A 13,404-nucleotide genomic window follows, 5' to 3' on the forward strand; every position below is an offset into this window, starting at 1 on the left:
TGTTGCGGGCGTTATGTGTAATCGGAGGTAAAGTGCTAAACCATAACTCGAAGCAACAAGTTAAATCATTTGTAGCTAAGAATAACTTTATTCCGGTAATGAATAACACAAAGTGGAAAGAACTGTTTGACCTGTTAAATCAAGTCGATGACCTAATTAGTTTTAGAGTCACCTACGTAGATCAAACAACATGGCCTGAGCCTGATAGTTCATTCACTTATACCTCTGAGTTAGCTCAAATATGGGGTAATTTTTTGGCAATCGAGTTTATTGATATATCAGCCCAAATTAGTCATCCTCAAGGTGCATTACTAAAGCCCGTTGTTGTTGACCATATCGATAAAATAATTAACATTTGTAACTCTAAGTCAGCGAAATTTTCTATTACTGATGACGGTATTAGAATTTATGGTTACTTGAGACACGGTTTGGATGTTAACGTGCATAATTACACATAACAAGGCAATCAACGCGGGACGCTTTGTCAATGCGGCAGTTTTTCAAAGTGTTGTGAATACAATGGATTAAAGCAGTTTTGGGTTGTTTGATAAGCGCCCGTTATTGCGACGTTATGCTTCTCTCGAGGAAATTAGATGTCTTTTGATCAGAAAATACAGTTAGCAAACACAATTGGTACTTGGTTGGCTGCAATCGCTACGTTTGTTGCAGTATTGGTTTCTCTGTATCTCGCAAGAGCCTCTTCAAAGATTAATGTGCGTGTTCTAGCTGGGATAAGAGTTACCTTTGAAGGTTCAGAACCTAGACACTATTTTGGAGTCAATGTTACAAACAAAGCGGATAAAAATGTTGTTATTACAGGTATTGGCTGGAGTATAGGAAAGAAGAAAGATGTCCAATATTGCATACAACCATTTTACTCTCCTTTGAGCGCAAAGGTTCCCATCACGCTCCAGTATGGAGAATCGAGTAGCTTCCTTATCCCAATTGGTAACGAGGAGCTAAATGGTTGGTTTGTTCCATTCGCTGAAGGGTTTGTTAAATCATTTGATGAAAAGCACCTAAAAACACTCAAATTATGGGTGGAGACATCTGTTGGTGAGAGAGTTGTGTTATCACCGGAACAAAACTTTATAGAAAAGTTAAAGGAATTCTCTCATACCAGAGATTCATAACAAGTAATTTAAGAGGGATTCACAACGCTCGGCATTTTTGATTCTACTTCAAATTTAGTGTTTATGGCACAATGCTTTAGGTTTGGGTGAAGGCGTTGTTACCCCTTAATTGGGCGTTAGGCGTATGGACGAAGAATTTAAGAAACAGATGGAAGATAAATTATCAGAATATAGGCAATGGACTAAAGAGCATCTATTTACCTCTTGCAAGCTAGTTCACTATGTTGGTGTCGATAGGCCTAATGCATTTAACTTCGAACCAACTGAGATTGAAGATAGAATTTCAGGTTGTATTGCTGAGGGCTTTTATGTGGATTGGCATACACATAAAGACTGTTTATATATTTGTGTTCAAGAACCAGATTGTCCAGTTCCAACTTGGGAGCAGGTGATTGCACAAGAAGCTATTGCTGACGTTGATGAGATACTTAGAAATGCTGGTTTTGATCCAAGCGCCTAACAAGCGGCAGCAAAAAGGACTGCTAACAGCTCGCGTCTTTTGGGGTGGCTTCGCCACTTTACCCCAAAAGTCACAATCAGTTACCAGCCTCTGTGCCGGGCGTTATATTTTCTTTAGGCTCCTTGTAAATTATGAGTAATGAACCAGTTTCAGGGATAAAACTAAGTCAAATTATTGAACGTAAGTTATCATTTCTTTTAAGTAACGAAATAAGCCCTTGGGATGGTGATAACTATGACTTAGGTGAAAGAGATGCATTACAAAAAATGCTATCTGATTCAGCGCAGATGTCGGAAAAGGAGTTTGAAGAAAAATATTTAGCAGAGGTAAATAGGTTAAAAAAGCGCATTGAAGGAAAGGACTTTTCCGAGAAGGATAACGACGATTACTATGAGTCATTTAGCAACACTTTAGTCTCTATACTCGCCCTCATAAACCCAGCTAACCTTTATGACTTGGAAGATGAGTAGTGAAAATATAACAAGCTGTTTATGGAATGGACGTCTTAATGCTTGGCTGGCGCTCATTCTTCGCTATTATAGCCAAGCTTAATCCGCCTCATAACAGGGCGTTATGTGGCTCAATTAAAATAATCATGAAAATCATATTTGCTAATAAAACACATATTGAACAGATATTGCCTATCTTTATGGAGCTGGAAGAATATTACTTTGGTGGTAAAGCAGCTTCGCTTGAAAGTATTAGGAATTATTTTCAGAGCAGAGTTTTCTCCGAAATATCTGGGGTTCAGGTTCTTCTCGCTATAGATGAGTCAGATCAAGCGGTAGGTTTAGCAACATTCTCAGTCTTATATCCTGCGCCAAGACTTTCTGGTCAAATCTACATGAAAGATCTTTTTACGTCTGCATCATCAAGAGGTACAGGAGTTGGAAAACAGCTTATGCAATTCATTGCAAAGTACGCTCTTGAAAATGGTTGCAATCGACTAGATTGGACAGCAGAAAGTTCAAACCCTGTAGCTGGTGAGTTCTATGCTGCAATTGGTGCAGATCAAGTTAAAGAAAAGCAGTATTTCAGGTTCGAGGGTTCTGCTCTCAGCAAATTTGCAACCGCCACATAACAAAGCCTTCCAGCCGACCGCCTTCGGCGGCGGCTGAAGGCGGCGTTATAAGTTACTAGATATATGGGACGAAGAAGAGAGCTAGGAAGTATTGCCAGCGGCATTGTTGGTTCTTTTGCTAGTAGAAACAATGATGTTGATGGCTACTGGGGTATCGGTAAGCTCTATAAGTTCGCAGAGTCCCAGAGTACAAAAGCAATAACGGTAAATTTAAAAAATCGCGGAATTAAACCAAGTGCTCAAGAATTCGATTTGATGGTTTGCTCATACTCGGAAATGCTGTTTCGGCTCATGGGAAAGAGAGAACTACCTAACTCTTGGCTGGTTTCCGTCACTATAAGAGTGGAGTTTGATGTTGAGTATCAGCATGAACATCACTATTGGCGTTGTGAGCTAGGCAAGCCTTGTACCCTCATATGTGAAATTCTCGATGATATAGGCCGCACGCACAAGGCTAATGCTTACGTCAATTGCTTACCCCACAATCCAAATAGGGAATGTCGCAGTTTGAGGTTTGGTAACTTATAACAAGGCAATGAACGGGACGCTTTGTCACTGTGGTAGCTTTTCAAAGTGTTGCGAATACAATGGATTAAAGTAGTTTTGGGCGGTTTGATAAGCGCCCGTTATTGCAACGTTACTTTTCCATACTTAGGCTAATTCGTTATATTCTAATTTAGCAAAGTCACTGACTCAGAATTGTCCAAAAATGAGTTTCAAATGTTTGTAACTGGAAAACGACAAATGAATCCTTTTATCAGGCCTCATGTTAACTATCCTAATTGATGTTAGAGCACATCAAATATCAGATATCGAGTGGTTACATGGGACAATAAAATTATCGCCATCTTGTCGCCATTCCTCAGTTGATTTTTTTGTAAGCTATTGTTTTGTAATTGTTATTCTTGCCCTTCGATAAATCCCCTAGTATTATTCAAATCATCACAGGCAGTAAGCGTATATTTTGGAAAGACTCGGCAGCAGAGCTTACTCATTCTGAATTGTTATTGTGTGAAGCCTCGGCATCACTGAGTTTTGAGAATATGCCACAGAAAGGGCGTTTCCTGTCTCGTGTTTTCAGCTTTCATTTTCAACCTAATCAGGCGATGCTCGAGCTGAGTGAAAAGAACCCGAATGCATCCGATCTGCCTACTGTTGGAGCAGATCGTAGTTTGCAAGACTCTTTGAACGCACTGTTTACGTTTGACCGTCAAAGTATGAGTGAAACAACGCAGCAATTTTGGTTGCAAGGTTTGTATCAACAACTCGCAGACAAAGGTGTTTTACATCGATTGTTTTCAAGTTCAAATGTCTCTTTCAGTCAAAAGCTCAGTCACTACCTTTCTCATTCACCAGACGAGAAACACCCTTTAGAAGATGTTGCGGAACGTTTTGCAATGAGTCGTGCGACGTTAATCCGTAAGCTCAAGTTGGAAGGCATGCAATATCGTGAAGTGTTAGCTGAAGTTCGGTTAAGTCATGCTCTGTATCTTATGCAAAATGGCCAACATAATGTCACGATGCTCGCTCAATCTTGCGGTTACCAGTCTGAAGGGCGTTTTAGTCAGCGCTTTAAGGGTAAGTTTGGTCTGTCGCCAAGCGAATACATCAAGACTGTCGCCTCAAGGGTATAGAAAGGGAAATACCATCCTATTGATGTTACGCGTAAGCTTAGGTTATTGAATCATTTCTTTTTTGCGGCTCTAATAGGTTGCACACCAAGTGATTGAAATAGCATATAACGCTTAATACCAGAGAAGGTAGCTCATGACTGAATCGAATCTAAATAACCTCACCAGTGACTTTCCACTACTAAATAAGCTTATGGCGCTCGAAGAGGTGGTTTGGTTTAACCCAAATGTCACAACACTAGAGCAAGGGTTACCTTATGTCGGCTTGGATGAGAAAGACATTCATGATGCGAGTCTACGTTTACAACGATTCGCCCCTTATCTAGCAAAAGCATTTCCTGACACTCAATTATCTAATGGCATTATTGAATCTGAGCTTGTTGATATTCCAATGATGAAAACCGCATTAGAGGCGCATTATCAATTGCCAATAAAAGGGCGGTTGATGATGAAGAAAGACAGTCACTTGCCCATCTCTGGATCTATCAAAGCCCGTGGCGGTATCTATGAGGTACTGACTCACGCCGAGAAACTCGCGTTTGAAGCTGGGTTACTGAGTGAAAGCGATGATTACAGCAAACTGTTAGATCCTAATTTTCGAGACTTTTTTAAGCAATACAGTATCGCGGTAGGTTCAACAGGCAACCTAGGCATGTCGATCGGTATTATGAGTGCGAAACTGGGCTTTACAGTATCAGTCCATATGTCTGCTGATGCGAGAGCATGGAAGAAGAACAACCTGCGTGAGCATGGCGTAAATGTGGTTGAGTATGAGCAAGATTATGGCGTCGCGGTTGAACAAGGACGGAAAGAAGCAGAGCAAGATCCAAGTTGTTTCTTCATCGATGATGAAAACTCGAAAACACTGTTTCTTGGTTATTCTGTCGCTGGAGAAAGACTCAAACAGCAATTTGAGCAGCAACAAATTGTCGTCGATAAAGCGCACCCGTTGTTTGTCTACTTACCGTGTGGCGTAGGTGGCGGCCCTGGTGGTGTAGCGTTTGGTTTGAAGATGGCGTTTGGCGACCATGTTCACTGTATCTTTGCAGAGCCAACGCATTCTCCTTGCATGTTATTAGGCGTTCACACCGGTTTGCATGACGAGATTGCCGTACAAGACATTGGTATTGATAACCTTACTGCAGCTGATGGGTTAGCCGTAGGCCGCGCGTCAGGCTTTGTTGGTAGAGCGATGGAGCGTTTGTTAGATGGTTACTACACATTAACGGATGAGCGTATGTATCAGCTGTTAGGTGAGTTGAATTTGGCAGAAGGTATCAAGCTAGAACCCTCTGCTTTAGCAGGCATGCCGGGGGCGATACATGTCGAACACAATAGTGAGTATCTGACGAGCTTAGGTACTGATGATACGACACTAGCCAATAGCACACATCTCGTATGGGCTACCGGTGGAGGCATGGTGCCTGAGCAAGAAATGGCAGCGTACCTTGCTAAGTCGTCAGTTTAGTTGCGCAGATCGTTAATTTAAAAACTTACTTTGATGCTCGCCAATCCATGCTTTTGGATTGGCAGATTTTTCAATTAATACAGTGGCTTAAATTGAATTCATAAAATGGCTTGTCGTTAGCCAATAATATTGATACGTTTTAATAATGAAATTTAATCCCGCTTCAACTTCAGTTTTCTTCTGGTGGTGCTCTATCTAGAGCAGCACGGAATACTCACATTCTTACGCTGCTGGAAGGTAGCTAAGAATGTCATCAATATTGTCCTCTCTTTTTATCTCCAGTAGCTTTTTAACTTGGAGATACTCAATGAAAACAAATCGAAACAACAATAAATCAGAAATTATTCTTACCGGCGACCGCGCGACGGGTCCTTTGCATTTAGGACATTACGTAGGCTCTTTAAAACAACGTGTATCCTTACAACATGAGCATGAGCAAACGATACTGGTTGCTGACATGCAGGGCTTGACCGATAACGCGCATAATCCGGCAAAGGTATCTTCAAATATTCTCAATGTGGTTGCCGATTATTTGGCTGTGGGCATCGATCCAACTAAAACGACGATCTGCCTTCAATCTCAGCTTCCAGCATTGGCTGAACTGACCATGTTTTACAGTAACCTTGTATCTATCGCACGTTTAGAGCGTAATCCTACGGTCAAAAGTGAAATTCAAAACAAGGCGTTTGGTCGTTCTATTCCTGCAGGCTTTCTCACTTATCCGATATCTCAGGCTGCTGATATTACGGCGTTCAATGCGACGCTAGTCCCGGTTGGTGATGATCAACTGCCAATGCTAGAGCAAACAAACGAAATTGTTCGAAAGCTAAACTCACTCGCTGGTAAATCTATTTTGAACGAATGTAGGCCGCTTCTGAGTAATGCATCACGCCTTCCGAGTACGGATGGGAAAAACAAGATGTCTAAGTCGATGGGTAACGCGATTAACCTAGGTGCGACTGAGAAAGAGATTCGAGCGGCAGTGAAGTCCATGTATACCGATCCAAACCATTTAAAAATTGAAGATCCGGGCCAAGTGGAAGGGAATGTCGTGTTTACCTATCTTGATGCGTTTCATAGTGACACACAGTATGTCAGTGAGTTAAAGGATCATTACCGCGAAGGCGGGTTAGGGGACGGACAAACTAAGAAGGTATTAGAGGAGTGCTTGCAGGAGATGTTAAGGCCGATAAGAGCTCGTAGAGCTGAATTGTTAGATGACAAATCACAGCTCATTGATATTTTACGCGAAGGTACGCAAGTCTCGAGAGAGAAAACAGAAGCCGTTTTGTTCGATGTGAAGGGCGCGTTTGGCTTGAATATACTCTAATTGATAGGGAGCTTTTTAGTCGAAAATCTACATTTAAAGCTAAATTTATCAATGGTTTAAATGTGGGTTATATGTAAATAAAGTCAACTAAATTGAATGGGAATAACAACTAATTTATAAAATGATTTTTGTTACGGTACTTGTCACACACAGCTGTTCTTCAATTGAATACAACTGAGAGTGAACAAGGCCTTATCTTCACATGATGGAATTAAATGAAAATCAAACTGTTACTCCCAATTTTACTTCTACTGTCTGGTTGTTCGGATGTGGTTAGCGATAAATAAGCAACTTATGAACTGGCTCAACAAGATCACTTGTTTGATAGAGGTTGGTTGCCAGATATCGTGCTTAGTTCAGCTACACAGATTCAAGTAAATAACGATTTAGATACAAATACGTCGGAAGGGAGTTTTCATATAGATGAGCCTCAACTAACCGAGTTCATCGCCAAACTGACACCCACTTCGTCTAAGGATGAATTTCACTTTACCAGCGGTGACAGCACTTGGGTGTTTAATATAGGCGACGATAACATAATCACTTACACACTCAATAAAGCCGAAGGCTAAGTCCCACCTTAACCAACATACTCATCGCCAACACACCTCATCATTATTTTAATTGGTCCCTTATAATGGGAGCGTTGAATTTTGTGATGGTGAGTTGGCGTTGCTATTTAAAATCGATATCGCCCCTTAATCTCGTAACGATTTGAAGCATCAAAGTTCAGGAAATTATCAAAATTTGATATCCCTTCATATTTTAGGTCTATTTACTGAGATTTTTCTAAGTGTAGGAAACTATTGGTTTTTTTGACTCCGCATCTCACTTTTTATTTCGTGAAAGGTTATCTTTTGAATCAATATCACATATAAAACCAGATGCACTTAATCATGCGTTTTATCTATCGTTAAGATGTAAATTCATCCAAATGGTGAATCTATAAAAACAAAATTATAAAGGTGATGTATGCGTGGTACACATTTATTAATGCTATTCCCGATAGCGTTTACTTCTCAAGCTGCCAATGTCGTGAATTATTCCGATGTCGATCTATCAACCATTCTAAATCAAAAAAATCAGGGCTTTAGTATGGCAAATCAACCACTTGCTTACCAAGAAGCAAGTCGAGTTGAGACCGGAACAACGACACTCCTTCGTAAACAACAACTTCACTATGGCGTTCCAGTTTACGGGCATTCAGTCGTTGTTGATCTATCCCAACGTGGTATCGCTCAAGCTGTTGATGGAGAGGTGTTAACGGGTATTGAAGCTGATATTGGTTCTACTTTGCCAATGATCAACGCGCAGCAAGCGATTGATATAGCCAAGTCTCAGCATAAAGGCATTGCAGCGTTGACAGTGCGCAACCCTAATGCTGATCTTTTCATTTGGCTTGATGACCAACAACAGGCTCGCCTGATCTATAAGGTTGATTTCCTGCAAACCAAAGGTATGGCACCTTCACGTCCAATTACGCTCGTTGATGCAAAATCTGGTGAAATAATTGATCAGTGGGAAGGGATTGCTTTCATTGAAGCGGAAGGCCCTGGTGGTAACCAAAAAAGTGGTCGCTACTACTTTGGCCCAAATACCCAGTATGGTGGATTCCAAGTTAACTCATATTGCCAGATGGACAGCCAAAACGTTGTCACCATAAATATGAATAATCGCCAAGATTACGGTCAGGTTCACCAGTTTGCCTGTAATGGTAACTACGGTAGAAACGTCAATGACTATCGCGCGATTAACGGCGCATATGCACCAATGAACGATGCGCATTACTTTGGCCAACGTGTATTCGACATGTACAAAGAGTGGTTGAACACTCGTCCTATCCAGCAAAAGCTAACGATGCGTGTACACTACGGGTCGAATTATGGAAACGCGTTCTGGGATGGCCAACAAATGACGTTTGGTGACGGTAACCAGTCTATGTACCCGTTGGCTACGTGGGATGTGATTGCGCATGAAGTAAGCCATGGCTTTACTGAACAAAATTCAAACCTTGAGTACCGTGGTCAGTCAGGGGGTATGAATGAGTCATTCTCGGATGTGGCAGCGGCGGCTTTAAGTGAATATGTTCATGGCAGTTTTAACTGGAAGATGGGTGAGCACGTTATGAAGTATAGTCCTGCGATGCGCTACTTCATTCAACCTAGCGAAGATGGTATGTCTATCGACCATGTCAACCAGTACTACAATGGCATTGATGTCCACCACAGCTCGGGTATTTTTAATAAAGCCTTCTACCACCTAGCAACTAGCAACGGTTGGGACATTAAAAAGGCGTTCATGGCTTACGCAACGGCTAACCAACTTTACTGGTCATCAAGATCGAACTTCCAATCAGGTGCTGAGGGGGTTTGTAAGGCTGCACAACAACTAGGTTATGAATCATCTGCTGTGCGCTCCGCCTTTAGCCAGGTTGGGGTTAACGTACAATACTGTGGTTCTGGTCAGCCGAATCCAAATCCTAATCCACCAACACCAAATCCGACTCCGGGCATTACGAATCTTGAGTTAAACGTGCCTGTGCCGGTATTGAGCAGCGGCAATGATCAACAGCAGTTCGTTCTACAAAATAGCTCTGAAGATGACATTTGGATCCAAACTTACAATGGTTACGGTAACGTTGATCTGTATGTCGCTATTGGTCGTCCTGCATCATTGAATGATTACGACTGTTCGTCTAATAACTTGGATAACAACGAGTATTGTGGGTTTGGCGGTATACAAGGGGATGATATCTACGTAATGGTCTCTGGTGCGCAAGGATCAACAGATGCTTACGTAGCGGTTAGTACTGTACTAGAGCTTCCAAACCCTGAACCTCAGCCTGAGCCACAAGATAAGTGTGTTGACGTACCAGAGTGGAGTCCGAATGTGTTCTATCCAGCTGGAGCTCTGGTTCAATATTGGGGTAACCGTTTTACGGCGACAACCAATAACTGGGGAGCCGATCCTTTCCAAAATTCTTGGTACTGGACACACGAAGGTTTGTGTATGTAATTTAGTTAGCGAATTTAACTAAACAAACATTACAAAGGGAGCACTCAGGCGTGCTCCCTTTATTCGTTAACAATGAGATGTATCGGCGTACAAGGTGCTTGTGTCACTCTTCTAAGCGTTAGATTATGAGTGGCGAACATTCAGGGCTCCTGTCGAATGTTTAAATTTGGAGTCTGTTATTGATTGAGAGTCAACATTTATGGAAATAAGTCACCTAGATCATCTTGTATTAACTATTAAAGATATAGAGATAACAGTAGATTTCTATCAGAGAGTGTTAGGGATGAAACATTAGAAGGTCGATGTCGGTGGATTGTGCTATCCATAAACCAGTTACTCTATTTAAGTTTAAAGTAAGATTTCGTAAACCCAAGAGCCCCTAAGCAGTACGTAATTATGTACACATCCCGTTACGACAATACAAGCGTGTAACTGGAACTTCTGGTTTAATTTACTTACAATCGAACAATGTTTTATTAATCCAGCCCCAATCGTCATGGTCAGAAAATTAACCACATTAATTATTAGCCTGTTGCTTTTATCCGCTTGTGCGACAACTAGTGAAAATCCAACCGACGAAAATATTTCAAGCAATGAAAAAGTGATTAATAACAGTGTCGAAGAGGGTGTGGTCAATGAAACGGCAAGTGAAGATGTCATTGAGCCTAACACAAATAGCGTAAAAGAGAGCTGCGTTGTCACCGCAGAAGACAGTGATATCAATAGCAATGACAGTGTGGCTTCTCATGAACTGAGTGAATCACCAGAAGCGAATGAAAAGACCCAAGTGACAGATAAACAAGCCACTGAGGATCACGCTAAGGTTCACAGCGAAAAAGGCTTGGGAAACCATATATTCAGTAACGGGCCTACGAAGCAAGTCATCAAATCATTGGAGGGTGTGACAGATGCTTTGAATGTCATGACTTTCGGAATATTTGCTTCAGGGACGCGTCCAGCACAATAGTTAGATTTTAAAAATCACGACAAACAACATAGGCGAGCCAATGGGTTCGCCTTTTTTGATCCAGAATTTGGTGACTGGCAGTAAATTCCTCAGGGTTACGTAACGTCTTGTTTCTGCTCACTAACACAATAAGAGTTGGATTTAAGTAAGAGGCAGGTCAGCGCAGCTCGGTATTTACTTGTTATGGAAGGGAGTCGCCGTATTTAACCTATTGATCTTGTGATATGCACCAATGGTTTGAATACTCTCCCAAAGTAAGCATTGAAATCTAATCTTACAAAGACAATGTCTTATATTCACTCGTGAGCATAGTAATATTCCGCTGTGACACAGTCAGTTAGGTTTAATAAATTAGAGTCTAGGGAAGAGATATGAAAAACAAAAGTGTGTTTTTAAGCGTCGCCATGGTTATGTTATCGACACAGGCGAGTGCGTCTGGTGCTAGCCATGAAGAGGTTTCAGACAGCGTTATCGCCGAACAAAGAGCACAACTGTCCGAAAATACACAAGGCAAAGGTTTTGGCCCGCAGGCACCACGTGATCTAGGTTCATACGAAGGGACTAACGAGCGCCTGTTCTCTGATGCGCCAGATTCATCCGCGATGAACTTATGTAATATTCACTTTCATAAAAACGCAGAGCACAAAGGCGGTGAGTTTACACAGTATGCAGGTAATGGTGACGGCAAAGGTTTCCAAAGTGGATTCAAATACACAGGTAAGCTAAGTGAGGCAGAACTGAAGCCATTCGGTCAGGATATTTGCCCGAGCGACCATGGTTCACTTCACTCTGGTGATACTATCGAGGTGCATTATGTTTACTCAACCGCACAAGTGGGACCTGGGGAAACATTGGGGGCGTGTTTCAATGATGCGATTACCAACCCTCAGTTGCGTGTAGAAACCCAAGTTTACGTCTTAGTGAACGACGACAACGCGCTGGATTTTGAAGAGCTAGCTAAACACTCTAAAGTGAACGGTTTGCACCAAGCGACCAACATTCCAAAAAATACAGGATCTGCGATTCAATATGCAGGTTCTACTACCGGCCCTGGCTACAACGAGCAAGGTTCACCGTTCCAAGTAACATGGAGTGTGAGACCACAAGTGGCGAAAGTGAACATCGCAACGGTTGGTAGCTGGTGTGAAGGGAACGACTTTAATGAAGACCACGCACACGGTGTGAGAAACTTAGTCGTAAACCCTAAGTTGCTGTCACCAATCGCGAACTAGTTAAGTTTTTTTCAACTGAAGCTGAAGTATAAAGAGCGAGCCATACGGTTCGCTTTTTTATTAATAAAGACTCGGTAAATAGTTTCTTTACTCCCTTTAAGATCGCATGTTACGTTCAGAAAATATCATGTTGAGCTATGAATAAGGACAAGCCAATGTCGTTTGAAGGTGCGGTTACATTCTTTATTGCCATGTTTATATTTGGCATCACTCCAGGACCAGGTGTGTTTGCGATTTTGGCTCGTGGTATGGTTGATGGATGGCGAAAGTGCATTTCTCTTTCTTTAGGCATGATATGCAGTGATCTTATTTATTTAGCGCTTGCTTGTTTTGGCTTAGCAACCATTGCGGAAAATTGGTCATTTGCTTTCGAGATCATTCGTTATGCCGGTGCTGCCTACCTTATTTACCTCGGTTACAAGATGTTTAAGGTATTACCTGAAGTACAAGATTCAGCAGAACACACGGCCAAAAAAAGTCAGAAATCAGAACTTGCGAGCTTTGCGCAAGGTTTTCTGATATCAGCGTCAAACCCTAAAGTGATTCTGTTTTATATTTCCTTCTTACCCACGTTTGTTGACCTGTCAGTTTTACGCTTACAAGATATTGTCTTAGTTTCTGTATTAGCCTCTATTGCACTAATGGCTGGCTTAATGCTCATTGCAATGGGAGCAGGGCGCATGGTGACTTTGCTGAAAACCCCGCGCGCGCATAAACGCTTAAATCAAAGCGCTGGAGGAATAATGATTGCTGCAGGCTCATATCTGGCGATTAATCGATAAAAATGACTTGTTAAGCTCGATTCTTTAAGTACGACTCTTGAAACGAAAAGGCGAATCAATTGGTTCGCCTTTTCGTTAGCTATATTAAGCTTCTATTTGGTCGTTCATGCTTTAGCTCAAATATTTGGATTAAAGTTGATCCGTATATAGCCTCATTCAATTAGACAGTATTATTGGTAGAAACCTTATTCATACCTTATATGACAACGCTTCCAATTGGTTCTGGGTTTATAAATTAAGGCCTTTCAAGCTATTTGTGGCGAAATGGATATGGTTTTAAGTGTGTTACTCAGAATGTATAGTTA

Annotated in this window: 14 protein-coding genes and 1 pseudogene; all 15 read left to right on the forward strand. The window is 41.6% G+C overall.

Going from position 1 to position 13,404, the window contains the following annotated elements:
- Positions 1-32: 32 nt before the first annotated feature.
- On the forward strand, positions 33-458 hold the full coding sequence (locus BTO10_RS02170) for a DUF6678 family protein (RefSeq protein ID WP_105023405.1): 426 nt from the start codon (positions 33-35) through the stop codon (positions 456-458).
- Positions 459-593: 135 nt separating this feature from the next.
- Complete coding sequence (locus tag BTO10_RS02175; RefSeq protein WP_105023411.1) at positions 594-1,133, forward strand: hypothetical protein; 540 nt, start codon at positions 594-596, stop codon at positions 1,131-1,133.
- 124 nt (positions 1,134-1,257) lie between these two features.
- Positions 1,258-1,593 (forward strand): hypothetical protein, encoded by a 336-nt coding sequence (locus tag BTO10_RS02180; protein ID WP_105023412.1) that lies wholly within the window; start codon positions 1,258-1,260, stop codon positions 1,591-1,593.
- A 131-nt stretch (positions 1,594-1,724) separates the two neighbouring features.
- A complete protein-coding gene (locus BTO10_RS02185) occupies positions 1,725-2,063 on the forward strand; it encodes a hypothetical protein (RefSeq protein ID WP_105023413.1) in 339 nt (112 codons plus the stop codon).
- Positions 2,064-2,188: 125 nt separating this feature from the next.
- Positions 2,189-2,674 (forward strand): GNAT family N-acetyltransferase, encoded by a 486-nt coding sequence (locus BTO10_RS02190; RefSeq protein WP_063523337.1) that lies wholly within the window; start codon positions 2,189-2,191, stop codon positions 2,672-2,674.
- 63 nt (positions 2,675-2,737) lie between these two features.
- Entirely contained in the window at positions 2,738-3,202 is a 465-nt protein-coding gene (locus BTO10_RS02195; protein ID WP_105023414.1) for a hypothetical protein, read from the forward strand.
- 377 nt (positions 3,203-3,579) lie between these two features.
- Positions 3,580-4,308, forward strand: a complete 729-nt coding sequence (locus tag BTO10_RS02200) for a helix-turn-helix transcriptional regulator (protein ID WP_258096960.1) — start codon at positions 3,580-3,582, stop codon at positions 4,306-4,308.
- 133 nt (positions 4,309-4,441) lie between these two features.
- Complete coding sequence (locus tag BTO10_RS02205; RefSeq protein ID WP_105023415.1) at positions 4,442-5,773, forward strand: D-serine ammonia-lyase; 1,332 nt, start codon at positions 4,442-4,444, stop codon at positions 5,771-5,773.
- A 307-nt stretch (positions 5,774-6,080) separates the two neighbouring features.
- Positions 6,081-7,103, forward strand: coding sequence for a tryptophan--tRNA ligase (gene trpS / locus BTO10_RS02210; RefSeq protein WP_105023416.1), 1,023 nt, complete (start codon positions 6,081-6,083; stop codon positions 7,101-7,103).
- A 299-nt stretch (positions 7,104-7,402) separates the two neighbouring features.
- The gene (locus BTO10_RS23665) at positions 7,403-7,675 is read left to right on the forward strand and encodes a hypothetical protein (protein WP_241210123.1); all 273 of its coding nucleotides are present in this window, start codon (positions 7,403-7,405) and stop codon (positions 7,673-7,675) included.
- 400 nt (positions 7,676-8,075) lie between these two features.
- Positions 8,076-10,118 (forward strand): M4 family metallopeptidase, encoded by a 2,043-nt coding sequence (locus BTO10_RS02220; protein WP_105023417.1) that lies wholly within the window; start codon positions 8,076-8,078, stop codon positions 10,116-10,118.
- 199 nt (positions 10,119-10,317) lie between these two features.
- A pseudogene (locus tag BTO10_RS02225) lies at positions 10,318-10,407 on the forward strand (VOC family protein); the annotation flags it as partial.
- Between the two features lie 207 nt (positions 10,408-10,614).
- Entirely contained in the window at positions 10,615-11,085 is a 471-nt protein-coding gene (locus BTO10_RS02230) for a hypothetical protein (protein WP_032554318.1), read from the forward strand.
- A 371-nt stretch (positions 11,086-11,456) separates the two neighbouring features.
- The gene (locus BTO10_RS02235; RefSeq protein ID WP_004740909.1) at positions 11,457-12,317 is read left to right on the forward strand and encodes a delta-class carbonic anhydrase; all 861 of its coding nucleotides are present in this window, start codon (positions 11,457-11,459) and stop codon (positions 12,315-12,317) included.
- Positions 12,318-12,472: 155 nt separating this feature from the next.
- Positions 12,473-13,099, forward strand: a complete 627-nt coding sequence (locus BTO10_RS02240) for a LysE family translocator (protein WP_105023418.1) — start codon at positions 12,473-12,475, stop codon at positions 13,097-13,099.
- Positions 13,100-13,404: the final 305 nt, after the last annotated feature.

The sequence above is a fragment of the Vibrio chagasii genome (assembly GCF_002954585.1).
GTDB lineage: Bacteria > Pseudomonadota > Gammaproteobacteria > Enterobacterales > Vibrionaceae > Vibrio > Vibrio chagasii_A.